The following is a 24,585-nucleotide window of genomic DNA, read 5'->3' as shown; positions in this document are numbered from 1 at the left end:
CACCTGCGGACAGCCCGGCACCTTAGACCGGGCACTGCAGATTTATTGCGTGTTGCAGGGAGTCTGCTGTGTCTACCGCGTTCACCGACGAGATCGAAGACATCGAGATTCGCAGCCTTCGGGTTTTTCAATTCGGGCTGCTGGTTTTCATCGCCTTCACGGGCACGGCGATCCAGTACAGCCTGCAGTCCCGCTGGGATGTAGTGATCGCGCTCACTGTGGGTGCGGCCATGATGCTTCCCTGCCAGTGGCTGAATTACCGGGGCCATCATGAAGCCGCTGCAGGGCTGGTGCTAAGCACCGCGACCCTGTCTTTGTTCAGCATCATGTGGTTCAGCGATGGCCTGCGGGACTCATCGCTCCTCGGTTACCCGGTCATCCTGATCGGTGCGGGCCAGTTGCTCAAGCCCCGGCACTTTTGGGCACTACTGGCACTCATGCTGGTGTGTGTATTGGCCCTCGGTCTTGGCACGCTGTATGGCTGGCGAACCGGCGTCACCCCGGGCACCGATATGGACCGGCTCTCGGACAGCCTGTCGATTTTGCTGGTGAACGGCTTTCTGATCTGGTTTCTGACCTATGACATGCAAAACGCACTGGTCCGCCTGCGCGCGCAGATTGCGCGGTTCCATGCCTCAGAAAAAAACCTCACTTACCTTGCGCAGCATGACGGGCTGACACGTTTGCCCAACCGCTTGTTGGGCAATGCTCTGCTGACCGACGCCATGCGGCAAGCCTCACTAAACGGCACCCATGTCGCCCTGCTATTTGTGGATCTGGACAACTTCAAGGATGTGAATGACTCTGCGGGTCATTCGGCGGGCGATGATTTCCTGGTTCAGGTCGCCCAGCGCCTGCGCGAGACGGTGCGGCAAAGCGACGTGGTGTGCCGCCAGGGCGGAGATGAGTTTCTGATCGGTCTGACCGAACTCACCAGCGCCGACGATATCGCGCTGGTGAGCGAACAAGTGCTCCTCAAAATGCAAGCCCCCTTTCGCTTACGGGGCGAAGAGGTGCTGGCATCGTGCTCGATTGGTGTAGCGATTTACCCGGCCCAAGGCACTACCTTTGACGAGTTGCTGCGGCATGCGGATCTCGCCATGTACGAGGCGAAGAAAGCGGGGCGCAACACCTACCGGATCTTCAGCGAAGACATTCGCAGCAGCATCACGGAAAGCCTCCACCTAATCTCCAGCCTGCGCCAAGCGGTCGCACAAGAAGAATTCGTGCTGCACTACCAGCCGGTGCTGGACCTGCGCACCGGAGCGCTGATCGGGGCGGAAGCACTGGTCCGCTGGCAAAACCCCAAGCTGGGGATGGTGTCGCCGGGGCTGTTCATTGCCTTGGCAGAAAAGTCCGGCCTGATTGTCGATATCGGCCAGTGGGTGCTCAACGAGGCCTGCCGCCAGATGCAGGCATGGCGAACCATGGGCGCAGGCCCGCTGTTCGTGTCGGTCAACCTCTCACCGGTGCAATTCAGTCGCGGCAATATTGAAGCAGTGATTGCCCACGCCCTGCAGACCACCGGTCTGGACCATGGCCAGTTGGAACTGGAAGTCACCGAGTCCACCCTGATTGCCGACACCGAGAAGTTCATTGTGACCCTCTCGCGGATTCAGGCCTCGGGGATCCGGCTGGCGATTGATGACTTCGGCACAGGCTATTCCAACCTGTCGTATCTGCAGCGGTTTCCGGTGCACAAGCTCAAAATCGACCAATCCTTTGTTCGCCGCTTGCTGCAAGGCGAAAAGGACGTCGCCATGGTCAGCGCCATCATTCACTTAGCCCACAGCTTGGGTTTGAAGGTTACGGCAGAGGGGGTGGAAAACGAAGCGACCTCCGAGGCCCTGCGTGGCATGGGCTGCGACCAGGGGCAAGGCTACTTGTATGCGAGGCCCATGCCCGCCGATGACTTTGAGGCCTATTGGCGTGCTCGGGCTTAACCGGCCCAATCCCAGAGGCGCTTGTTCGCCATGACGGCATTGGGATAAGGCGCCTTGCCACGCGAGCCGTTGTAGCGCCCCAAAGCCAAGAACATATCGCCCCGCTCGCGCTCGAGGTAATGGCGCAAGATGACACAGCCAAAGCGCAGGTTGGTTTGCATGTGAAACAACTTGCCGGCGTCGCCGTCGCCAAGCACCCGTGTCCAGAACGGCATCACTTGCATATAGCCCCGTGCGCCCACGCTGCTCACGGCAAACTTGCGGAAGTTGCTCTCCACCTGAATCAGGCCCAGTACCAGCGACACATCCAGGCCTGCGCGCTTGCTTTCGTACCAGACGGTCTGCAAAAACTCCCGCCGCACATCCCACTCCGGCTTTTTCTTTTTGAGTCGCTCGCTCATGGCACCCAGCCAGCGCAAGTAATTCAAGCGGCTCTCGGTGTCCTGGAACTCAGGAATCGGCGGTGCCGAGTTGGAGATGGCAGACGACAGCGCTGTTCGCACCGAGTCCACCAAGGGCTCTTCCAGTTGCCTGCCTGCCCACGCCTTCTGCTGCGAGAACGATAGCAAGCCGCCTAATAGAAACAAGCGCTGCAGCCCGATCCGGCGAGTAACGCCGGATGCGGCTACCGGCTTAGTCATGCCGTCAACTTGCCCAGCAACAGCGCAGCAATATCGGCGACCGCCACGCTGGTAGCCGCGCTCTCGCGGCGGTGCTGGTACTCGACCACACCCTCTTTCAAACCGCGATCGCCAATGTTCACACGGTGGGGCACGCCAATCAGCTCCCAGTCTGCAAACATGGCGCCGGGGCGCTCGTTGCGATCATCCAGAATCACGTCCACACCCGCAGCCAACAACTCTTCGTAGAGCTTGTCAGCGGCTGCCTTGACGTCGGGGAAACGGTCCGGGTTGATCGGGCACAGCACCACGGTAAAAGGTGCCAGTGCGTCGGGCCAGATGATGCCCTTGTCATCGTGGTTCTGCTCAACTGCCGCGGCAGGCAGGCGGGTGATCCCGATGCCGTAGCAGCCCATTTCCATGAACTGGGGCTTGCCGTTCACATCCAGGAAGGTCGCATTCATTACCTTGCTGTACTTGGTACCCAGGTAGAACACGTGGCCGACCTCGATGCCGCGCTCAATCGCCAGCACGCCTTTGCCATCGGGAGAGGCATCGCCTTCGACCACATTGCGCAGATCCGCGACCATGTCGGGCTCCGGCAGATCACGGCCCCAGTTGACGCCCCGGATGTGAAAGCCTTCTTCGTTGGCACCACAAATCCAGTCGGCCATGACGGCTACATCGCGGTCCGCCACGATCTTGAGTGGCTGCTTCAGGCCAATGGGCCCTAAGTAACCGGGCTTGCAGCCGAAGTGTTCTTCAATCTCACCCACGGTGGCAAATCGGAACTCGGCCAGACCTGGCAGCTTGCCGACCTTGACCTCGTTCATGTCATGGTCGCCACGCAGCAGCAAGAGCCAGACTTGGGTTTTCTTGACCGCGCCGTGCTCATCTTTCTCGTCTGTCGCCAGCACCAAAGACTTCACGGTCGTGTTCAGTGCCACACCCAACAACGCAGCCACGTCCTCACAGGTGCTCTTTCCGGGTGTTGCTACTTTTTCCATAGCATCTTGCGCAGACGCTCTGGGCGCTACAGGCGCCAACGACTCTGCTTTTTCCATATTGGCCGCGTAATCGCTGGTTGGGCAGTACACGATCGCATCTTCACCTGTGGCTGCAATAACTTGAAACTCTTCGCTCAAGTCACCACCGATGGCGCCGCTGTCTGCCGCAACTGCGCGGTACGTCAGCCCGAAGCGGTCAAAAATGCGGCGGTAGGCCTTGGCCATGACTTGGTAGCTGGCCTTGGCCGAGTGTTGGTCGCGGTCAAAGCTGTACGCGTCTTTCATGATGAATTCGCGGCCACGCATCAGGCCAAAACGGGGGCGGCGCTCGTCGCGGAACTTGGTCTGGATCTGGTACAGGTTTTTGGGCAGCTGCTTGTAGCTCTTGATTTCCTGACGGGCGATGTCCGTCACCACCTCTTCGCTGGTGGGCTGGACCACGTAGTCGCGGTCATGGCGGTCTTTGATACGAAGCAGCTCGGGGCCCATCTTGTCAAAGCGCCCGGTCTCTTGCCACAGCTCCGCAGGCTGGACCACGGGCATCGTCAATTCGACGGCGCCAGCCCGGTTCATTTCTTCACGAACGATGGCTTCCACCTTGCGGATCACCCGCAATCCCATAGGCATGTAGTTGTAAATGCCGGCACCCAGCTTTTTGATCATGCCCGCACGCATCATGAGCTTGTGGCTCACCACTTCGGCATCGGTGGGTGCTTCTTTGAGGGTGGAAATCAGAAATTGGGAGGCTTTCATGGGTCGCTCGGTGAACTACAAGGAGCTTCAGACCTTGATGCACCGCATTCGCTGTGCATAATGAATGAAGTTTAAAAATTGGGGTTTGATTATGCTTGACCGGGACGGATTTCGGCCCAATGTCGGCATCGTCCTGCTCAACCAGAAAAATCAGGTATTTTGGGGCAAACGCATACGCACACACTCGTGGCAGTTCCCGCAGGGTGGCATTGACCGGGGGGAAACCCCCGAGCAGGCCATGTTCCGGGAGTTGCATGAAGAGGTGGGTCTCCAACCGGAGCATGTGAGCATTGTTGCCCGTACCCGCGACTGGTTGCGCTACGAGGTGCCGGACCGATTTGTCCGCAGAGATGCTCGCGGACATTACAAAGGGCAAAAGCAGATCTGGTTTCTTCTGCAGCTGGTGGGCCACGACTGGGATTTGAACCTGCGTGCCACCGACCACCCGGAATTTGATGCCTGGCGGTGGAACGACTATTGGGTCCCGCTGGACGCTGTGGTGGAATTCAAACGTGGCGTCTATGAAATGGCGCTGACCGAGTTATCTCGCTACCTGCCGCGTCACGAGAGTCGTAACCGCTATCTGCGGCATGGCGGTAATCGCACGCGCGATGCAGACAGCGGTTTCGACCGCCTGCAGCCTAACCATATGGAATTGCCACCTGGGGCGTCTTTTGAGCCGGATCCGGGGACCAATGCACCCACACACCATGATTAACTTGCGATCCGCCCTAGCCCTCCTGATTTGCGGGGGGTGCGTGGGCTTTGCTGGCGCCCAGAACACACTGGACAACCCTGACTGGACCGAAGAAAAGGAGCCCCCGGCTCCTGCGTTTTCCACGTCCAAGGTGCTGCCACTGGATATGCCTAACTTTGTAACTGTCAAAGTGGGTATTGATCCGTCGACCATCATGGTCGGGGGCGATGGCGTGGTGCGTTACGTAGCAGTGATGACCAACGCCAGCGGAACGAGCAACGCGATGTACGAAGGTATTCGCTGCCTCACCGGCGAGGTCAAAACCTACGCCCGGGCAGGCTCATCCGGCAACTGGTCTGTGGTGAGCGCACCTGTCTGGCGCGATGTGATGGGCAATCTGCCTTCCCCCCACGCCCGCGTATTTGCCCGCCAAGCTGCGTGCGACTCGCGGGTCGCGGGCAGCAAAGCCGAGATTCTCAACGCGCTGAAATTCGGAAAGAACTCGCCGAACTACCGGGCGCCTAGCGAGCAATAGTCACAGTGCTGGCTAACTGGGGCCAGATTAGCCCACTTAGCGGGTGAGTACCAGGTTATCGCGGTGAACCATTTCTGGCTCTGCTGCGTAACCGAGCAGGCGCTCAAACTCTGCAGAAGGCTTGCGGCACAGCAGGCGGGCTTCGGCGCTGGCGTAGTTGGCCAGTCCACGGGCGACCTCAAGGCCGGTTTCGTCGCGCACCGCAATCACATCGCCGCGCGAGAACTCGCCTTCGACCTGCAGCATGCCAATGGGCAGCAAGCTCTTGCCTTCATCCCGCACTTTGGCAGCTGCACCGGCATCCACAACCACGGCGCCGCGCATTTGCAGATGGTCGGCCATCCATTGCTTGCGGGCCTGGTTCTTTTGGGTCTGGGCAATCAGCAAGGTGCCAATTGCATCGCCCTGCGTCAGGCGGATCAAGGCATCTGGCTCACGCCCCCAGGCAATCACGGTCGATGCGCCAGAACCAGCAGCCCGCTTGGCCGCCAAAATTTTGGTCAGCATTCCGCCACGGCCAATGCTGCTACCGGCGCCGCCGGCCATCAACTCCAAGGCCGGGTCGCCAGCCTTCGCTTCGCTCACAAAAGTGGCGGCAGGGTCTTTGCGAGGATCCGCGGTAAAAAGGCCTTTTTGGTCGGTGAGGATGACCAAGGCATCCGCCTCCACCAAATTGGCCACCAAAGCACCTAAGGTGTCGTTGTCGCCGAACTTGATCTCATCGTTGACGACCGTGTCGTTCTCGTTGATCACCGGAACCACGCCGAGCTTCAACAACGTCAGCAAGGTCGAGCGGGCATTCAAGTAGCGCTCACGGTCGGCAAGGTCAGCGTGGGTCAGCAACACTTGGGCACTGCCCAAGTCATTGGCACGCAGCTTGGTTTCGTACATCTGAGCCAGGCCCATCTGGCCCACAGCCGCAGCCGCTTGCAGCTCCTGCACCGCTTTCGGCCTGGTTGCCCAGCCCAGACGTTTCATGCCTTCGGCAATGGCGCCGCTCGACACCATGATGACCTCGCGGCCATCACGAATCAAATGCGCCAATTGGCGGCACCACTCACCGATAGCCTGCTCATCCAAACCGCGGCCATCATTGGTGACCAGACTGGAGCCGACCTTGACCACGACACGACGTGCATCACGCAGAACAGATGAGCTGAATTTTTGATTCATTGATGCCTGTAGCCCTAATCGAATATGCGTGAGCAGCTATAAATATCGTAGCAATAACCAAAGGATCCGAAGATCAGATTCACTCCGTCGGCGCGTCTGAATCTGTCGATCCCGGCGCAAATCGCGGATCGATCTCGACATGCGGCATCTCGGCGATCTGCTGTGCCTTGATGTGCTTGTAAATCTCTTTGATCAGAGGCTCGCAACCCTCTCGGGTCAGCGCAGAAATCTCAAACACCGGCCCTTTGAACTTGTAGCGTTTGACAAAGTCTTTGATCAACGCAACCCGGTCATCCGTGGGGACCATGTCCAACTTGTTCAGCACCAGCCAGCGGGGCTTTTTGTACAACTCTTCGTCGTACTTCTTGAGCTCATTGACGATGGCTTTCGCTTGCGCAACGGTATCCACACCCTCATCAAAAGGCGCCATATCGATCACGTGCAAGAGCAAGCGGGTACGCTGCAAATGCCGCAAAAACTGATGTCCGAGGCCTGCACCCTCCGCAGCGCCTTCAATCAAGCCGGGCAAATCGGCTACGACAAAGCTCTGCTCTGGGCCGACGCGCACCACACCCAGGTTGGGGTGCAGCGTGGTGAAGGGATAGTCGGCAATACGCGGGCGCGCATTCGATACCGCGGAAATGAAAGTAGATTTGCCCGCATTGGGCATGCCCAGCAGGCCGACATCGGCCAGCACCTTGAGCTCCAGCTTCAGGTTGCGTTTTTCGCCAGGCCAGCCCGGGGTTTTTTGACGTGGTGCCCGGTTGATTGCGCTTTTAAAACGCATATTCCCAAAGCCGCCGTCACCGCCTTTGGCGATGGTGATGACTTCGCCCGGCTGCAGCAGCTCAAACAGCACTTCGCCGGTTTCAGCGTCAGTGATGATGGTCCCGACCGGCATTTTGAGGGTGATGTCATCACCGGCGGCACCGAACATGTCGGAGCCCATGCCGTGCTCGCCGCGCTTGGCATCGTAGCGACGGGCAAAGCGGTAGTCCACCAGGGTATTCAGGTTGGGGTCCGCTACTGCGAAGACATGGCCGCCGCGGCCACCGTCGCCCCCGTTGGGGCCACCGAATTCTTTGTACTTCTCATGCCGGAAGGAAACGCAACCCGCGCCACCGTCTCCCGCGGAGATATCAATGTAGGCTTCGTCAACAAACTTCATGGTCGTACACCGAGGTTAGAAATGAAAAACCCCGCGCTGAGGGCGCAGGGTTTCTCGGGGGAGCCAGTGCAGATTACGCTGCAGTGATGCTCACTGTGTGCTTGTTCAACGCACCCTTGACTGCGAACGACACTTTGCCGTCCACCAGTGCAAACAGAGTGTGGTCCACGCCCATGCCGACGTTGTCGCCAGCGTGAAACTTGGTGCCGCGTTGACGCACGATGATGGAACCAGCGCTGATCAACTCACCGCCGAAAGCCTTCACACCGAGCATCTTTGGCTTGGAATCACGTCCGTTGCGCGTAGAGCCGCCGCCTTTTTTCTGTGCCATGACCTATTCCTTTAAGCCTTGATCGCGCCGATTTGCAGTTCGGTGAACTGCTGACGGTGACCTTGACGTTTCTGGTAGTGCTTACGACGACGCATCTTGAAGATACGCACTTTGTCGTGCTTTCCGTGGGAAATTACTGTGACCGTAACGGTCGCACCGGACACCAAGGGTGTGCCGACTTTCAGTTCAGCGCCGTTTCCGACTGCCAGAACCTGGTCGATCACGATCTCTTGGCCTACGTCCGCAGCAATCTGTTCTACTTTAATTTTTTCGCCAGCAGCAACACGATATTGCTTGCCGCCGGTTTTTATGACCGCGTACATGTTGACCTCTTCGACTAGGAAATTCTGCAAATGAATTTTTACAGAGCCTAGGAGTATAACATTTACTTGTAATTCGTCAAAGCAGCCCAAGACAGCGCAGAGCAAGTCCTATCGGGCGTCCCTATAATCCATCAAAACAAACCGGTCTAACGCCTTGCAAGTCTCTACTCCTGCTTCTTCGACGGGGCTCTCCATCGTCGAACCCGACATGCGCGAAGTTGACGGGGTCATCGCTCACAGATTGGACTCCGGCGTCCCCTTGGTGGGCAGCGTATCTCAATACATCATTTCCGCAGGTGGCAAGCGCCTGCGCCCTGCCTTGCTGCTGCTGTGCTGCGGAGCCTTGGGATACACAGGTGCCCAGCGCTTCAACATGGCGGCTGTGGTCGAGTTCATTCACACCGCCACCCTGCTGCATGATGATGTGGTGGACGAATCCGAGCTGCGCCGCGGCGCCCCCACCGCAAACGCACGGTTTGGCAACCCCGCCAGCGTGCTAGTGGGAGACTTTTTGTACTCGCGCGCTTTCCAGATGATGGTTGAAGCCCAAAGCATGCGGATCATGCAGGTTCTGGCCGATGCCACCAACATCATTTCAGAAGGCGAAGTGATGCAGCTCATGAACATGCACAACGCCGCGCTCGATGAAGCCGGCTACCTGCAAGTCATCCGCTCCAAAACTGCCAAACTTTTCGAGGCCAGCGCTCGTGTGGGCGCCATTTTGTCGGGCGCCACACCCGCACAGGAAGACGCTTGCGCCGAATATGGCCAGGCCATGGGCACTGCGTTTCAAGTGATTGACGATGTGCTCGACTATGCGGGCGATGCCGCCGTCATGGGCAAAAACCTCGGCGATGATTTGCGCGAAGGCAAAACCACCCTCCCCTTAATTGCCGCCATGCAGCGTGGCACCGACGCAGAGCGCGCCACCATCCAAACCGCGATTGAAACCGGCGACATCAGCATGCTGGACGCCGTGGTGGCCATCGTGCACAAAACCGGCGCACTCGATATTGCAAAAGCTTCGGCTCGCAGCGAGGCCGAGCGCGCCATTGCGGCGGCCAAACAACTGCCTACCAATGCTTATTCTGCTTGCTTAGTCAGCCTCGCCAGTCAACTGCTAGAGCGCAACCACTGAGTTGCGCTCAACGCACCCACCATACAAAAAGGGCCTGTCAGTTGACAGGCCCTTTTTCATGAGGTGAGCTTGCTAATTAAGCAGCTTGCTTGCGGCGGCGAGCAATTGCGCCCATCACGCCCAAACCGGCCAACAGCATGGCGTAGGTTTCTGGTTCTGGAACAGCCGCCACTTGCAGACCCACAGCGTAGGTACCACCAAAAGTGCCGGTTGCAGTACCAGTGATGTCTACGTGGTAATTACCTGCGGTAGGCAGGTTAAAGGTGTAAGAGCCAGTGCCGCCTGCAAAAGAACCGAAGTTGGTAGAGCCGTACGGGTGGATGTTATTCCACACGTTCACTGTCAAGCCAGCAATATCCAACAAGCTCAAGGTACCAAAACTCAAAGTCAAGCTCGCAGCTGTACCGGTCAGCGTGGATGGTCCAGCGATAGAGAAGTTAACGGTGTCAGCAAAAGAAACGCCTGGGGCGACATTGAAAACGGTGGAGTAGCTATCGCTGATCAAACCAGCGTTTTTGGTAGCTGCCTGTGCGGAACCAGCTGCCAAAGCAGACACAGCAATGGCCAAAGCCAAGCTAGTTTTTTTGAAGTTCATGTTTATCCCTGTAATGTTGAGTGCGACAACGACAGGATTTGCCGCTGCTCGCACCCCAATTATCAAAAACATCCGCCAATCAATCGATAGTCCGATCCGACTACAAGATGGTCAAAAGCGTGAAAAAAGTCACACTTTTTGACCCGCAGCAGCATCAGCGACCGTACACATCCTCGAACCGCACAATGTCGTCTTCACCCAGATAGCTGCCCGACTGCACTTCAATCATTTCTAGCGCTAGCTTGCCGGGGTTTTCAAGGCGGTGCGTTGTGCCCAAGGGGATGTAAGTCGATTCGTTTTCCGACAGCAACAGGGTCTTGTCACCGACCGTCACCTTGGCTGTGCCGCTCACCACAATCCAATGTTCGGCGCGGTGGTGGTGCATTTGCAACGACAAAGCAGCACCCGGCTTGACCACGATACGCTTCACTTGGAAGCGCTCGCCATGGTCAATGCTGTCGTACCAGCCCCATGGGCGGAAAACCTTGCGGTGTGCCTGCCCTTCGCTGCGGCCGGCTTGCTTCAAGCGGTCCACAATTTTCTTCACGTCCTGGGTTTTGTTTTTGTGGGCGACCAGAATTGCATCCGCGGTCTCAACCACAATCAAATCGTCTACGCCCACGCAAGCAATCAGCCGCCCCTCCGACAAGGCAAGGGTGTTGCGGCTGTCTTGCATCAGCACATCGCCCTGCGCTACGTTGCCTGCATCGTCCTTGGGGAGCACGTTCCACAAGGCCTCCCATGCCCCCACATCCGACCAACCGGCAGACAAGGGAATGACCACACCCGTGGGCAAACCTTCAAGCACTGCACCGCCCTGGCCCGCGAGCCGCTCCATGACGGCGTAGTCAATCGAGTCACTGGGGCAGGCACTGAAAGCCTCTTTACCCACACGCACAAACTCACCGTCTGCACGCCCCTCGCTCCAAGCCGTAGCACAGGCTTGGGCAATATCGGGGCGGCAGCGCTCCATGGCCGCCAGCCACACCGATGCCTTCATCATGAACAAGCCACTGTTCCAGGAGTACGTGCCCTCATCCAGATAGGCCTGCGCGGTTTGCAAATCGGGTTTTTCCACAAAGCGTGCAATTTGCTTGGCGCCATCTGCACCAAAAGCTGCACCCGACTGGATGTAGCCGTAGCCTGTTTCAGGGGCATCAGGGGTGATACCAAAAGTCACCACCGCCCCCTCTTGCGCCAATTGCGCGCCCTTCACCACCGCCACACGGAAAGCCGCGCCATCCATGATCACGTGGTCTGCCGGCATCACCAGCAGCACGGGGTCCGCTCCGTTTTTAATAGCGGCGTGCGCAGCAATGGTGAGGGCTGGAGCCGTATTCCGCCCCAAAGGCTCCAACACCACCGTACCCGGCTTGCCCATCAGGCGCATCTGCTCGGCGATCACAAAGCGGTATTCCTCGTTGCACACCACCATCGGGGCCGCCAGCTCCACACCAGCAATCCCCTCGACCCGCCGCACCGTGGCTTGCAACAACGAATCTTCGCCAATCAAAGGCAACAACTGCTTGGGGTACTTTTCGCGGGACAAAGGCCACAAACGGGTGCCGGAGCCGCCCGACAAAACCACGGGTTGAATCAACATCACAAATCCTTCACAAGTCAAAAATCAAGATCAAGCGCGGGCATCGCCCCAACGCATCCGCGAGGTGTCGTCGCCGGCATACAGCGTCTCGCCATGCCGGTTCACGCAATACAAGCGCGAAACAATCATTTCGTGGAAATGCATATCCGGCGCAATCCGGGTGTACTCAAACAAAATGCCCCGGGTAATCCTTGCCCCTGAGCGGATCACACTACCGTGCCCGATCCAAGCCGGCCCGATGATGGTGGCACCCTCTTCAATTTTTACGCTGGAGCCGATGTAAACCGGCCCCTCAATCCTCACCTTGTCCCACGGAATGTTGGTGTTCAAGCCCACCCACACACCGGGTTTCACCTGCTTGCCGGGCATCGGCATGTTTTCCACCTCGCCCTTCAAAACCCGTTGAAGCACCGTCCAGTAGTCGCTCACCCGGCCGATATCAATCCAGTGAAACGGCCGGTTCTGTACATAAAACGGCGATCCATCCTGCGCAAGCTGCGGAAACAGCTCCGAGCCAATGTCATACACCTTGCCCTTGGGCACTTTGTCCAAGATCTCGGGCTCAAAAATGTAGATGCCGGTGCTAGCCAAGGTGGACTTGGCATCCTCCGGCTTGGGCTTTTCCTGAAACGAGCGAATCCGCCCATCCTCGTCTGCCACCACCATGCCGTAGTTCTCGACCTCTTGCAGCGGCACCTCGAGGGCCACCACGCTAGCCAGCGCGCCTTTGGCTTTGTGCTCGGCAATCGCTGCAGTGATGTCGAGGTCAATCAGCGCATCCCCGCACAGCACCAAGGTGGTTTCGTCAAAAAAACCACTGAAATCCTGGATCCGCCGCATACCACCTGCCGAGCCCATAGGGCGGGGCAATATATCGCCGTGCTCGCGCACTCCTTCGTAGGAGTAGGCAATCTCCACACCCCAGCGACTGCCATCGCCAAAGTACTGCTCAATCCGCTGGTGGTGGTAAGCCACGTTGATGATGATTTCGCGGATGCCATGCCGCGCCAAATGCTCGATCAAGTACTCCATCACCGGCTTGCCCAAAATAGGCACCATCGGTTTAGGCAAGTCTTTAGTGAGCGGGCGGACCCGTGTGCCCTGGCCAGCAGCCAGGATCATTCCTTTTGCCATTTTTACTCCCGTGATCTGATGTAACCCGCTCCACAGAGCGCGTGTTTCACAGCCTAAAAGTGTACTGTCTCAGGCATAGCTCTTTCGACCCCATTTGCGCACTTTTGCCCCACATTCAGCAGCTACACACGCGATACCGGAGCGATACAAACCCGACACAAAAATCAAAATTCTCTGGGCAAGTGTGACTTTTTTCACGCCAAACGAACTTCAATTGTCAAAAAGTAGTGGATTCACCCATTTGGGGGATAGGCCTAGTCATTTGGACTACGTAACATCGCGGCTTCGCTGTCACCCTAGCAATAACCCTCGGTTATTTAGTTACAAAAATGTCTTTGTTGCCCTCGCTCTCTACCGAGGATCTCCATCACTACCACCGCGTGGTCACCCACTCGGTGGAGGTGCGCAGCCATTTCGACATGCTCATCTGGCTGCAGGGAGACATGCAGAAATACCTGCCACACGACATCCTGATCGCAGCCTGGGGTGATTTCAGCACCGGCCACGTGCAACACGACATCATCTCCGCCCTGTCCGGCGTGCGCTCGCATGCAGCGCAGTCCGAGCTTTTATCGCCGCTCATGGTGAGCCTGTTCAACCGCTGGGCTGAGTTCGGCAAAAAGCCTTTCAGCCTCAATGCCGGCGACTCCGGCTTCTCGCTGGACGAGTTCGGCCTCAAAAGCGCGCTGGGTGGCGCATTGCTCAAAATGCGCAGTGCCACCATCCACGGCATTACCGATGAGCGGGGCAGCCATGACTGCGTCTATGTCGTGTTCAGCGCCCGCAAGCAGTTCACCGACCTCGAGCGAAACGCCATGGCCATGGTTCTGCCTTATATAGATACCGCGCTGCGCCAAGTCGAACACCTGCCGCACCAATCCGGCGTCAGCTCGTCAGCCCCTGCCAACCCGGCAGCAGAAACAAAAATACCCGAGCCCGATGTCCTCACCGAGCGCGAAGCCGAAATCCTGAAATGGGTCGCCCTGGGCAAAACCAACCCCGAAATCGGCAGCATCCTCGACATCAGCGCGTTTACCGTCAAAAACCACATGCAGCGTGTTTTCAAAAAACTCGACGTCTCCAACCGCGCCCAAGCCGTGGGCAAATTCCGGGCATGGGTCAACCATGTCTAAGGCTCACATTACTTTTTCAGCGGCAGAGTTCAACCGCAGCACAGAACACGCCTCCATGGGCCGTGACAACCTACTCGGCATCCTGGAGACCTGCCTCTGCCCCACCGCGCTGGTCGGCTCACTTTGGGTGCTGGCGTATTGGTTCGAGGGCAGCGTGCCCCCGGCCTACCTGCTGCTCGCAGTGCTCGCGTTCGCACTCACCTTCCCCGGCGAGCCCCGCTTGCAAGCCAGCAAATCGGGCAGCGTGCTCGACATCTGCTTTAACTGGGTGTGGATCGCAGCCCTGCTCGGGCTCACCGGCTATGCCACCGGCTACATCCGCCAGTTCGACCTGCAAGCCTTGACGGCCTGGTTGTGGGCGGCCCCGGCTACCGAAATTGCGCTCACCTTTGGCTTGCGCATTGCTGCCCCCATCATCATCAGCCTGCAAGGCCCCAAGCAACGCGCCCTGATCGTCGGCATGAACGAGCAAGGCCTGGCCCTTGCCGAAAAGCTCAAAAGCTCCCCTTACTCCAGGGTGGAGCTCGCCGGCTTTGTGGACAGCCGCAACACTGACCGCCTGAACGCCAGCGCCCCCGTCCCCCTTCTCGGCAAACTCGATGAGCTAGCCACCCTGGCCAAATGCAACCGCATTCAGGTTATTTACCTGTCGCTCCCGATGGCCTCCCAGCCCCGGATCCTGCAAGTGCTGGACGAACTCAAAGACACCACGGCATCCATTTACTTTGTGCCTGACATGTTTGTTACCGACCTGATCCAAGGTCAGCCCAGCGCCGTATGCGGCATGCCAGTGATCTCGGTCTGCGAAACCCCATTCCGTGGGACCAACGGCATCGTCAAACGTCTGAGCGACATCGTGTTTTCTATTGGAATTTTGACCTTGATTGCGCCAGTGCTGCTGGCGATTGCTGCGGCCGTCAAATTCACCTCGCCCGGGCCCATCATCTTCAAGCAGCGCCGCTACGGCCTTGATGGCGAAGAGATTCTGGTCTACAAGTTCCGCTCCATGAGCGTGACGGAGGATGGGGGCGTTGTCACCCAAGCCACCAAAAACGACAGTCGCATCACCCCCTTGGGCGCTTTTTTGCGTAAGACCTCGCTCGACGAGTTGCCCCAGTTCATCAACGTGCTGCAAGGCCGCATGAGCATTGTGGGGCCCCGCCCTCATGCGGTGGCACACAACGAGCTGTACCGCAAACTCATCAAAGGCTACATGGTCCGCCACAAGGTCAAACCCGGCATCACCGGCTGGGCGCAGGTCAACGGCTACCGCGGCGAAACCGACACCCTCGACAAAATGCAAGGCCGTATTGACTACGACCTTGACTACCTCCGCAACTGGTCACTCCGGCTGGACATTCACATCATCTTGCGCACCGTGCGCTTGGTGGCCAAAGACCAACAGGCCTATTAATCCATGCGCAGCAATTGCCTTCTCTTGCCAGCCAGCCTGGCACTGCTGGGCTCGGCCCCGGTTTTCTCGCAGCAAGACCCGCTGACCCTGAGCGCTGGCTACTCGGTGCAGACCGACAGCAACCTCTTTCGCCTGCCCTCCAGCGCCAATCTGCAAAACACCATCGGCAAAAGTAGCGCTGCTGAAACCATCGGCGTCACCACCGTCGGGCTGGGGTTTAACACCCGCCAGAGCCTGCAAACCCTGGCCCTCAACCTGAACCTGGTGGACTACAGCTACCAAAATTTCAGCTACCTCAGCTTTACGGCCAACAACTACAACGCCGCCTGGGAATGGGCTATCACCCCCAAGGTGACCGGCAAATTCAGCACCGATCGCAAAGAAACGCTCAATAGCTTTACGGACTCCACCAACGTCAAACAACGCAACCTGCGGCTGGACACCACCACCCGCTTTGACGCTAGCTACGCGCTCGACGGGCCATGGCGCCTGATTGCAGGTGCCAGCACCACCCGTCAAGAAAACCAAGCCGGTCTTGTCACCGGGAGCGACTTCACCACCAACGCGGTAGACGGCGGCGTGCGCTATCAATTTGCGACCGGCAGCTCTTTGAGCTACCTGATGCGCACCAACAAGGGCAGCTACCTCAACCGGCCGGTGCCCAACACCGGCGCATTTGACGACCAATACACCCAGCTCGACAACGACCTGCGCCTTCGCTGGCTCATGGGCACCGGCAGCACGGTCAACGCCAACCTGACCCACATCAACCGCACCCACCCCCGCTATGGCCAGCGCGACTACACCGGCTTTAACTTCGGCGCCGGTATCGACTGGGCCCTGACCGGCAAAACCAGCCTCAGCACCAGCATCAGCCACACGCTCGACGCCTATGCCACCAGCAACAGTAACTACAGCAGCACCGACAAAATCAGTGTGTCGGCCGGCTGGCAAATCAGCCCCAAAGTCGGCTTGCGCCTGAAAAACGACTGGGCCCAGCGCAACTACTTGGGCAGCCCCAGCACCACCGCAAGCAGCAACCGCCAAGACATCACCCGTGACGCCACCTTGTCAGTGAACTGGCAGGCCCACGAACAACTGGCCCTGAGCGCATCCCTGCAACAAAGCAGCCGTGGCGTGAACCAGGCCAACCTCGATTACGACAGCACCATGCTGTTTTTTGCCGCACAACTCACCTACTAACCGGACCGCACCATGAACACCCCACGCTTTACCGCCACCGTATTGGCAGCCGCCATCGCCCTGACCCTGGTCGCCTGCGGCGACAAAAAAGACACCAAAGTCGCCACCCAGGTAGCCGCCAAAGTGGGCAGCGAAGAAATCTCGGTGCACCAGATCAACCAGGTTCTGAGCCGCACCAACACCAGCGGCGCTAATGCCGAGCAAGTGCAAGCCATGAGCCGCGAAGTGCTCGAAAAGCTGATCGACCAACAACTCGCCGTCGACCAAGCTACCGAGAAAAAGCTGGATCGCACACCCGATGTGGTCTCGCAAATTGAGGCTGCCCGCCGCGACATCTTGGCCCGTGCCTACATCCAGCAACTTCAGTGCCGGCGTGGCCAAGCCCAGCCCCGAAGACATCAAAAACTACTACACCAGCAACCCCCAGCTGTTCAGCGAGCGCCGCATTTTCAATGTGCAAGAAATCGTGGCGCCCAACGCGCCTGGCGTAGCAGCCACCCTCAAGGAACTGGTAGCCGCCGGCAAAAGCGCCGAAGAAATGGCCGCAGCCTTGAAGGCAAAAAACATCCAATTCAATGGCGGTGGCGCTACCCGCGCGGCTGAGCAAATTCCGCTGGAAGTGCTGCCCAAAATCCACGCCCTCAAAGACGGCCAAGCCACCGTGATCGAGGCCCCCCAGGCCATCACCATGGTGCGGGTGGTGTCGTCCCAGCAATCTGCAGTGCCTGAGGCGGCTGCACTCCCCCGCATTGAGCAGTTTTTGACCAACCAGCGCGCTGGCGAGGCTGTGGCCGCCAACCTCAAGCAACTGCGCAGCAACACCAAAATCAGCTACATGGGTGAGTTTGACAAAGCTGCAGCGCCTGCAGCTTCCCCAGCACCCGCCGCTGCAGCCGCACCTGCTGTGCCCGCAGAGCCCGTGCTGGCACCCGCTGTGGATGACAAGGCCAAAGCCGTCATCGACAAGGGCATCTCCGGCCTGAAATAAGCCCCCACGGCCCTGTAACTCTGCCACCCGAGGTTTCCCCCACCATGAACAAGCTTTTAAAACTCCTGACCGCCGGCCTGCTGGCCTTGGGTGCTCTCACGGCCCACGCGCAAGACGGCAAAGCCGACTACCCCCTGGGTGCGGGCGACACCATCCGGGTGCAAGTGTTCCAAAACCCCGACCTGACTATTGAAACCCGCGTGTCTGAGAGCGGCGTTATCACCTACCCGCTGATCGGCGCTGTACCCCTGGGTGGCCTGTCGGTCGCCGCAGCTGAAAAGAAAATTGCCGACGCCCTGCAAAACGGCGGCTTCATTCAAAAGCCACAAGTCAATATTGCACTCATCCAGATCCGTGGCAACCAGGTCTCAGTGCTGGGCCAAGTGGCACGGCCCGGCCGCTTTCCGCTGGAAACCGTTAACACCCGCCTGAGCGACATGCTGGCCAACGCCGGTGGCGCTACCGCCGGTGGCGACGATGTGGTGGTAGTGAGTGGCGTGCGCGATGGCAAGCCCTTCCGCAAAGAAATTGATATCCCCAACATCTTTTTGGGCAACAAAACCCAAGACAACCTGTTGCTGCAGGGTGGCGACACCATTTATGTGCACCGCGCACCGGTGTTCTTTATTTATGGCGAAGTGCAGCGCCCCGGCTCGTTTCGCATTGAGCGCGACATGACCATCATGCAAGCCCTGGCCCAAGGCGGCGGCCCCAACGCCCGTGGCTCTGAAAAGCGCCTGCGCCTGCACCGCAAACTGCCCAACGGCAGCGTGCAACAAATCGAGCCGCAGCTGACCGACGCTGTGCAAGCAAATGACGTGCTCTACGTCAAAGAAAGCATCTTCTAAACCGGGCCCGACAGACCATGACACTCCAACAATTTCTGCTCATCCTGCGGGCCCGCTGGATGATCGCCCTGCTCGCCTTTGCGCTCACCGTGGCCACCACCGTGACCGTGAGCCTGCTGATGCCCAAGCAATACACCGCCAGCGCTGCTGTGGTGCTCGACGTGCGCTCGCCCGACCCAGTTAGCGGCCTCATGCTGCAAGGCATGATGGCGCCTGGCTACATGGCCACGCAGGTGGACATCATCAACAGCGACCGCGTCGCCCAAGCAGTGGTCAAAAACCTGCGCATGGAAAGCAACCCTGCGGTGCAAGCCCAGTGGCAAGAAGCCACCCAAGGCAAAGGCTTGCTGCGCGACTGGCTGGCTGCTGCTTTCCAACGCAATCTGGACGTCAAGCCCAGCCGCGAGAGCAATGTCATCAACATCAACTACACCGGCGCTGACCCCCAGTTTGCAGCAGCCATTGCCAACGCATTCGCCCAGGCGTACATGGATGTGAACCTGGATTTGCGTGTCGCCCCGGCCCGCCAGTTTGCTGCGTTTTTTGAAGAGCAAACCAAAACCGCCCGCGGCCGCCTGGAGGCTGCGCAGCAGGCCCTGTCTGACTACCAGCAGGCCAACGGCATTACCTCTGCCGACGAGCGCATGGACTTTGAAACCGCCAAACTCAACGAAACCAGCAGCCAGCTCACCGGCGTGCAAGCCATGACGACTGACAGCCAAAGCAAGCGCCAAAACAGCAAGGCCGACACCGTGGCCGAGGTCATGCAAAGCCCCCTGATCAACGGCCTGAAAGCCGACATTGCCCGCCTGGAAGCCAGAATCACCGAAACCAGCGGCAACCTGGGCAAAAACCACCCACAAATTCAGCGTAGCGAGGCCGAGCTCGCCACCCTAAAAGCCCAGCTAGACGCCGAGACCCGCAAAATCACCGCCTCTATCGACACCACCTACCAGGTTGGCAAGCAGCGCGAGGCCCAGTTGCAAGGCGCCCTGGCTGCCCAAAAGGCCCGTGTGCTGGAGCTCAACAAACAGCGCGACGAGCTCAATGTGCTGCGCCGCGACATCGAATCCGCGCAACGCGCGTTCGAGATCGTGAGCCAACGCGCATCGCAAACCAATATCGAGAGCCAAACCAACCAGACCAATATCGCGGTGCTCAACCCCGCGAGCCCACCACCAGACCCCTCCAAACCCCGTGTATTGATCAACGTGCTGGTGTCTGTGTTTTTGGGCACGCTGCTGGGCGTTGGCTTGGCACTTCTGCTGGAGTTGATGAATCGCCGTGTCCGCTCTACCGAGGATCTGGTCGAGGCTCTGGAGCTCCCTGTGCTGGGCGCCATCAGCTCGGCATCGGGCATGTTTAAACGCACCGCCCTGGGAGTCCGCTAATGAATAACAGCACCAAAACCATTGGCGACATTCTGGTTGCCACCGGCCGCCTCACGGTGGAAGACGCGGCCCGCATCGTCGAGCGCCAGCGCAAAGACCAAGTGCAGTTCGGTGAGGCAGCCCTCGCCCTGAAAGTGCTGAGCAAAGACGACATCGACTTTGCACTCAGCAAGCAGTTTGACTACTCGTACCTCAGCGACCAAGACCAAAGCGTCAGCCCCGAGCTGGTAGCCGCCTACAAGCCCTTCAGCCGCGTGGGCGAAAACCTGCGCGCCGTGCGCAGCCAGCTCATGCTGCGCTGGTTTAACACCGACCCCGCCCGCAAAGTCATGGCCATCGTGAGCCCCGGCAATGGTGAGGGCCGCAGCTTTGTGGCAGCCAACCTGGCGATTGTGTTTGCCCAGCAAGGCGAGCGCACCTTGTTGATTGATGCCGACATGCGCTCCAAGCCCGAGCGCGGGCAGCAAGCCCTGTTCAAGCTGGGCAAGAGCGCCGGGTTGTCTGCCATCTTGGCTAACCGTGCGGGCCTAGAGTCCGCACAGCTCATCCCCGGCCTGCCGGGCTTGGCAGTGCTGCCGGCAGGCGCAACACCACCTAACCCGCAAGAGCTGCTGGGCCGCCCGGCCTTTGGCGACTTGCTGCGCGCAGCCAGCCAGCAGTTTGATGTGATCATCATCGACACCCCCGCCGGCAGCGACTTTGCCGACGCCGAAATCACCGCCGCCCGCGCCGGCGCCGCCTTGCTGGTGGCACGCCAGCATGTGAGCCTGGTGCCCCGCGCCGCCCAACTGGCCCGCCGCTTGCAAGACAGCGGTGTCGCGCTGGTGGGCTCGGTGCTCAACGACGCATGAGCCCCACCATGAACCGCGTTCACTCTGGCAAACCCGCTCTAGCCGCACAGCTACTGGCCTGGCTACCTGTCATGCTCGGGCTAGCGGTGCTTTACCTGCCTAGCTTGTACGACTTGTTTACCGGCATCTGGGCGAAAGACGAGCAAATGCACGGCCCCATCGTGCTGGGCATTTCGTGTTGGCTGATTTACCGCAACTGGCCCGCCATGCTGGAGGCCAGCCGCGGCGAGCAACCCAGCGCTTGGGGTTGGCCGGTGTTTGTGTTCGGGCTGCTGATGTATGCGCTGGGCCGCTCGCAAGACATTTTGATTTTTGAAATCGGCTCGGTTATTTGGCTGCTGATTGCGCTGGCCCTGCTCAACTTTGGCCCCAAGGCGCTGAAGGCGCAATGGTTTGCTCTGTTTTTTATGTTGTTTATGGTGCCCTTGCCCGGTGCTGTGGTCGAAACCGTGACCATGCCCATGAAGATGGCAGTGTCTTATGTGGCAGAGCATGTGCTGTTTTGGGTGGGCTACCCCATCGGCCGCAGTGGTGTGATTTTGCAAATCGGGCAATACATGTTGCTAGTGGCAGACGCCTGCGCCGGCTTGCACACGCTGCTGACCCTAGAGGCCTTGGGCCTGCTGTACCTTAACCTGGTGCGCCGCGATTCACTGTTTCGTAACGTGGGCCTTGCAATATTGATCGTGCCGATTTCGTTTACCGCCAACGTGATTCGCGTGATGGCACTCAGCTTGATCACCTACCACTTTGGCGACGAGGCCGGACAAGGCTTTTTGCATGGCTTTGCCGGCATGGTTTTGTTTTTAAGTGCCCTGTTGCTCATCATCAGCTTCGACTCAACGCTCCAAGTGATAGAGCGCTTTAGAAAAGCTCGGGCCACAAACCTTGGAGCCGCTCTGTAATGATCTCTCTGAAGAAAAACATCGTTTTGCTCTGCTTAATGCTCAGTTCAGCATACTTGGGTAGCACGGCAAGACCCACGGAGCAGATAGCTGAAATGCGGCCACAGGTCTCTCTCGCAGAGCTCATTCCAACCACCTTTGAAGGTTGGAAGGCTGAGCCCAGTGGTGGTGGCCAAGTAGTAAACCCTCAACAGGAAAAGATGCTGAATGAGGTCTACAGCGAGACATTGAGCCGCAGCTATGTCAACGCCGAAGGCTATCGAATCATGCTTTCGCTCGCTTACGGACGAAACCAAAACGACACGCTACAACTGCACAGGCCAGAATCTTGCTACCCGGCTCAAGGTTTCGTTCTGCAGTCCAAACGCTCTACGGAATTGACGATTGCAGGACAACAAATAGCTGCAGTGCAACTGGAAACAAATTTAAGTCAACGCTACGAACCTGTTACTTATTGGACGGTTATTGGAGACAGAATCACGACCTTTGGATTTTCCAAAAAAATCACTGAAATGGAATATGCGTGGCACGGCCAGATCCCCGACGGGATGCTCGTGAGGGTTTCATCAATTGATCGTGACTCCTCTAGAGCCTTCGAAGCGCAAAAGCAGTTCTCCGAGCAATTGATACAGGCTGTCAAACCTGAACATCGAAACCGCTTGATTGGCGGCAATCTAACAACAACTCAACTCTAAAAGTCACTATGAAAAAAGTAGCACTCATTACCGGCGTAACCGGCCAAGACGGTTCTTATTTGGCTGAGCTTTTACTCAAAAAAGGCTATGAGGTGCACGGCATCAAGCGTCGGGCATCGAGCTTTAACACCGACCGTATCGATCACCTGTACCAAGACCCCCATGTCTCGGCACGCAACTTCACGCTGCACTACGGCGACCTGACCGACAGCAGCAACCTGATCCGCATCATCCAGCAGGTACAGCCGGACGAGATTTACAACCTGGGCGCCATGAGCCATGTGGCGGTGTCGTTTGAGTCGCCAGAGTACACCGCTGACGCCGACGGCATGGGCACTCTGCGTATTCTGGAAGCCATTCGCATCCTGGGCCTGGAAAAGAAAACACGCTTTTACCAAGCGTCTACTTCTGAGCTGTATGGCCTGGTGCAAGAAATCCCCCAAAAGGAAACCACGCCCTTCTACCCCCGCAGCCCTTATGCGGTGGCCAAGATGTATGCCTACTGGATCACGGTGAACTACCGCGAGGCCTATGGCATTTACGCGTGCAACGGCATTCTGTTTAACCACGAAAGCCCGCTGCGCGGCGAAACCTTTGTCACCCGCAAGATCACCCGCGCTATCAGCCGCATTGCGCTGGGCCTGCAAGACTGCCTGTACCTGGGCAACCTGAGCGCTCTGCGCGACTGGGGCCATGCCCGCGACTATGTAGAAATGCAGTGGCTGATGCTGCAGCAAGACAAGGCAGAAGACTTTGTGATTGCCACCGGCGTGCAATACAGCGTGCGCCAGTTTGTGGAGTTTGCAGCGGCCGAGCTGGGCATTCAGTTGGCCTGGAGCGGCGAGGCTGAAAACGAAATCGGCACGGTGGTGGAAGTGACCGGCTCTGAAGCCAAGTGCAAGGTGGGTGATGTGATTGTGAAGGTAGACCCCCGCTACTACCGCCCCACCGAAGTGGAAACCTTGCTGGGCGACCCCACCAAGGCCAAAGAGAAATTGGGCTGGGTGCCCACTACCAGCCTGCAAGAGCTGGTGGCTGAAATGGTGCAAGCCGACTTTACGGCCGCCAAGCGCGATGCGCTGGTCAAGCTGGCCGGCTTCCAGACCTACGACCACCACGAGTAAACCGCAGCGCCATGGACAAAAACGCAAAAATCTACGTGGCGGGCCACCGGGGCTTGGTGGGCTCGGCCATTGTGCGCAACCTGCAGGCAGCGGGTTACAGCAACCTGCTGCTGCGCACCCACGCCGAGCTGGACCTGACCAACCAGGTAGCCACTGCCGCTTTTTTTGAAGCTGAGAAGCCGGACTACGTGTTTCTGGCAGCCGCCAAAGTGGGCGGCATTGTGGCCAACAACACCTACCCGGCTGAATTCATCCGCGATAACTTGCTCATCCAGAGCAACATCATCCATGCGGCCTATGTGAACCAGGTCAAGCGTCTGCTGTTTTTGGGCTCGAGCTGCATTTACCCCAAGCTGGCACCACAGCCCATGCGCGAAGAGCACCTGCTCACCGGCCCCTTGGAGCCCACCAACCGCCCTTACGCACTGGCCAAAATCGCCGGCGTAGAGATGTGCTGGAGCTACAACCGCCAATATGGCACCAAGTATTTGGCAGCCATGCCCACCAACCTGTATGGCCCGGGCGACAACTACCACCCTGAAAACAGCCACGTGATTCCGGCGCTGATCCGCAAGTTTCATGAAGCCAAAGTGAGTGGTGCCAGCACCGTGACCGTGTGGGGAACAGGTACACCGAAGCGCGAGTTTTTGTACAGCGACGACATGGCAGATGCCTGCGTGTTCTTGATGAACCTGCCAGACGACAAGTATGAAAGCTTGCTGGGTAGCGACGAATCAAAAACAGGCAAGTTCGAGCCACCGCTGATCAACATTGGGGTGGGTCACGATGTGAGCATCAGCGAACTGGCACAGACCGTGAGCGTCACTGTGGGTTTTACGGGCGACATTGCGTTCGACACCAGCAAACCTGATGGAACACCACGCAAATTGATGGATGTGAGCAGACTCCATCGTATTGGTTGGAGCGCGCCTACCCAAATGACTTCAGGCCTCCAGACCGCTTATCGCGACTTTCTGGACTTAACGCTAAAAGCATAGCCTTCAACTAGCACC

24 protein-coding genes and 1 pseudogene are annotated in these 24,585 nt (G+C 58.4%); 16 read left to right on the top strand and 9 right to left on the bottom strand.

From position 1 onward, the window contains the following. Positions 1 to 68: 68 nt before the first annotated feature. Positions 69 to 1,943: a putative bifunctional diguanylate cyclase/phosphodiesterase gene (locus RAE19_RS13430; protein WP_313875364.1), complete on the top strand. Its 1,875-nt coding sequence runs from the start codon at positions 69 to 71 to the stop codon at positions 1,941 to 1,943. On the opposite strand, the gene RAE19_RS13425 is transcribed toward RAE19_RS13430, so the two are convergent. After that, positions 1,940 to 2,584: a lytic transglycosylase domain-containing protein gene (locus tag RAE19_RS13425; protein ID WP_313875363.1), complete on the bottom strand. Its 645-nt coding sequence runs from the start codon at positions 2,582 to 2,584 to the stop codon at positions 1,940 to 1,942. The genes RAE19_RS13430 and RAE19_RS13425 overlap by 4 nt on opposite strands. After that, positions 2,581 to 4,323, bottom strand: a complete 1,743-nt coding sequence (locus tag RAE19_RS13420; RefSeq protein ID WP_313875362.1) for a proline--tRNA ligase — start codon at positions 4,321 to 4,323, stop codon at positions 2,581 to 2,583. The genes RAE19_RS13425 and RAE19_RS13420 overlap by 4 nt, the downstream gene beginning before the upstream one ends. Positions 4,324 to 4,414: 91 nt before the next feature. On the opposite strand from RAE19_RS13420, the gene RAE19_RS13415 reads away from it, so the two are divergent. After that, positions 4,415 to 5,041, top strand: coding sequence for an RNA pyrophosphohydrolase (locus tag RAE19_RS13415; RefSeq protein ID WP_313876239.1), 627 nt, complete (start codon positions 4,415 to 4,417; stop codon positions 5,039 to 5,041). After that, complete coding sequence (locus tag RAE19_RS13410; RefSeq protein ID WP_313875361.1) at positions 5,034 to 5,555, top strand: CNP1-like family protein; 522 nt, start codon at positions 5,034 to 5,036, stop codon at positions 5,553 to 5,555. Before RAE19_RS13415 ends, RAE19_RS13410 begins: the two co-directional genes overlap by 8 nt. Before the next feature lie 36 nt (positions 5,556 to 5,591). Here RAE19_RS13410 and proB read toward each other — a convergent pair whose 3' ends face one another. The 4 genes from proB to rplU form a co-directional block, all read right to left on the bottom strand. Then, the gene (gene proB / locus RAE19_RS13405) at positions 5,592 to 6,728 is read right to left on the bottom strand and encodes a glutamate 5-kinase (RefSeq protein WP_313875360.1); all 1,137 of its coding nucleotides are present in this window, start codon (positions 6,726 to 6,728) and stop codon (positions 5,592 to 5,594) included. 79 nt (positions 6,729 to 6,807) lie between these two features. Continuing rightward, positions 6,808 to 7,896: an Obg family GTPase CgtA gene (gene cgtA / locus RAE19_RS13400; protein WP_313875359.1), complete on the bottom strand. Its 1,089-nt coding sequence runs from the start codon at positions 7,894 to 7,896 to the stop codon at positions 6,808 to 6,810. Positions 7,897 to 7,969: 73 nt separating this feature from the next. After that, positions 7,970 to 8,227 carry a 50S ribosomal protein L27 gene (gene rpmA / locus RAE19_RS13395; RefSeq protein ID WP_087496571.1) on the bottom strand — a complete coding sequence of 86 codons (258 nt, stop codon included), beginning with the start codon at positions 8,225 to 8,227 and terminating at the stop codon, positions 7,970 to 7,972. Positions 8,228 to 8,238: 11 nt separating this feature from the next. Beyond that, positions 8,239 to 8,550, bottom strand: coding sequence for a 50S ribosomal protein L21 (rplU, locus tag RAE19_RS13390; protein WP_087496570.1), 312 nt, complete (start codon positions 8,548 to 8,550; stop codon positions 8,239 to 8,241). A 208-nt stretch (positions 8,551 to 8,758) separates the two neighbouring features. On the opposite strand from rplU, the gene RAE19_RS13385 reads away from it, so the two are divergent. Beyond that, a complete protein-coding gene (locus RAE19_RS13385) occupies positions 8,759 to 9,688 on the top strand; it encodes a polyprenyl synthetase family protein (protein WP_313876238.1) in 930 nt (309 codons plus the stop codon). A 76-nt stretch (positions 9,689 to 9,764) separates the two neighbouring features. Here the strand turns inward: RAE19_RS13385 and RAE19_RS13380 are convergent, their stop codons facing one another. From RAE19_RS13380 to RAE19_RS13370, 3 genes are all read right to left on the bottom strand, one after another. Beyond that, positions 9,765 to 10,283: an FxDxF family PEP-CTERM protein gene (locus RAE19_RS13380; protein ID WP_313875358.1), complete on the bottom strand. Its 519-nt coding sequence runs from the start codon at positions 10,281 to 10,283 to the stop codon at positions 9,765 to 9,767. A 154-nt stretch (positions 10,284 to 10,437) separates the two neighbouring features. Then, the gene (locus tag RAE19_RS13375; RefSeq protein WP_313875357.1) at positions 10,438 to 11,886 is read right to left on the bottom strand and encodes a mannose-1-phosphate guanylyltransferase/mannose-6-phosphate isomerase; all 1,449 of its coding nucleotides are present in this window, start codon (positions 11,884 to 11,886) and stop codon (positions 10,438 to 10,440) included. Positions 11,887 to 11,916: 30 nt separating this feature from the next. Continuing rightward, a complete protein-coding gene (locus tag RAE19_RS13370) occupies positions 11,917 to 13,020 on the bottom strand; it encodes an NDP-sugar synthase (protein ID WP_313875356.1) in 1,104 nt (367 codons plus the stop codon). A gap of 329 nt (positions 13,021 to 13,349) precedes the next feature. Between RAE19_RS13370 and epsA the strand changes: the two genes are divergently transcribed. The 12 genes and pseudogenes from epsA to RAE19_RS13310 all read left to right on the top strand — a co-directional run bounded on the left by epsA (position 13,350) and on the right by RAE19_RS13310 (position 24,570). Then, positions 13,350 to 14,153 (top strand): XrtB/PEP-CTERM-associated transcriptional regulator EpsA, encoded by an 804-nt coding sequence (gene epsA, locus RAE19_RS13365; RefSeq protein ID WP_313875355.1) that lies wholly within the window; start codon positions 13,350 to 13,352, stop codon positions 14,151 to 14,153. After that, positions 14,146 to 15,567 carry an undecaprenyl-phosphate glucose phosphotransferase gene (locus tag RAE19_RS13360; protein WP_313875354.1) on the top strand — a complete coding sequence of 474 codons (1,422 nt, stop codon included), beginning with the start codon at positions 14,146 to 14,148 and terminating at the stop codon, positions 15,565 to 15,567. The genes epsA and RAE19_RS13360 overlap by 8 nt, the downstream gene beginning before the upstream one ends. A 3-nt stretch (positions 15,568 to 15,570) precedes the next feature. Further along, positions 15,571 to 16,770 carry an XrtB/PEP-CTERM-associated polysaccharide biosynthesis outer membrane protein EpsL gene (epsL, locus tag RAE19_RS13355; RefSeq protein ID WP_313875353.1) on the top strand — a complete coding sequence of 400 codons (1,200 nt, stop codon included), beginning with the start codon at positions 15,571 to 15,573 and terminating at the stop codon, positions 16,768 to 16,770. A gap of 12 nt (positions 16,771 to 16,782) precedes the next feature. Next, a pseudogene (locus RAE19_RS13350) lies at positions 16,783 to 17,181 on the top strand (EpsD family peptidyl-prolyl cis-trans isomerase); the annotation flags it as partial. Continuing rightward, positions 17,069 to 17,758 (top strand): EpsD family peptidyl-prolyl cis-trans isomerase, encoded by a 690-nt coding sequence (locus tag RAE19_RS13345; RefSeq protein WP_313875352.1) that lies wholly within the window; start codon positions 17,069 to 17,071, stop codon positions 17,756 to 17,758. The pseudogene RAE19_RS13350 and the gene RAE19_RS13345, both read left to right, overlap by 113 nt. Positions 17,759 to 17,802: 44 nt before the next feature. After that, complete coding sequence (gene epsE, locus RAE19_RS13340) at positions 17,803 to 18,606, top strand: polysaccharide export protein EpsE (protein WP_313875351.1); 804 nt, start codon at positions 17,803 to 17,805, stop codon at positions 18,604 to 18,606. Between the two features lie 17 nt (positions 18,607 to 18,623). After that, entirely contained in the window at positions 18,624 to 19,997 is a 1,374-nt protein-coding gene (gene epsF / locus RAE19_RS13335; RefSeq protein ID WP_313875350.1) for a chain length determinant protein EpsF, read from the top strand. Then, on the top strand, positions 19,997 to 20,848 hold the full coding sequence (epsG, locus tag RAE19_RS13330) for a chain length determinant protein tyrosine kinase EpsG (RefSeq protein WP_313875349.1): 852 nt from the start codon (positions 19,997 to 19,999) through the stop codon (positions 20,846 to 20,848). The genes epsF and epsG overlap by 1 nt, the downstream gene beginning before the upstream one ends. An 8-nt stretch (positions 20,849 to 20,856) precedes the next feature. Next, a complete protein-coding gene (gene xrtB, locus RAE19_RS13325) occupies positions 20,857 to 21,753 on the top strand; it encodes an exosortase B (RefSeq protein ID WP_313875348.1) in 897 nt (298 codons plus the stop codon). Further along, positions 21,753 to 22,448: an exosortase-associated protein EpsI, B-type gene (epsI, locus tag RAE19_RS13320; protein ID WP_313875347.1), complete on the top strand. Its 696-nt coding sequence runs from the start codon at positions 21,753 to 21,755 to the stop codon at positions 22,446 to 22,448. Before xrtB ends, epsI begins: the two co-directional genes overlap by 1 nt. An 8-nt stretch (positions 22,449 to 22,456) precedes the next feature. Further along, entirely contained in the window at positions 22,457 to 23,572 is a 1,116-nt protein-coding gene (gene gmd, locus RAE19_RS13315; protein ID WP_313875346.1) for a GDP-mannose 4,6-dehydratase, read from the top strand. Between the two features lie 11 nt (positions 23,573 to 23,583). Then, complete coding sequence (locus RAE19_RS13310; protein ID WP_313875345.1) at positions 23,584 to 24,570, top strand: GDP-L-fucose synthase family protein; 987 nt, start codon at positions 23,584 to 23,586, stop codon at positions 24,568 to 24,570. The last annotated feature ends 15 nt before the right edge of the window (positions 24,571 to 24,585 follow it).

Origin of the sequence: Rhodoferax potami, assembly GCF_032193805.1 — a bacterium.
In the GTDB taxonomy this organism is placed as follows: Bacteria; Pseudomonadota; Gammaproteobacteria; order Burkholderiales; family Burkholderiaceae_C; genus Allorhodoferax; species Allorhodoferax potami_A.
This window is presented reverse-complemented; position numbering and strand designations above follow the sequence as displayed.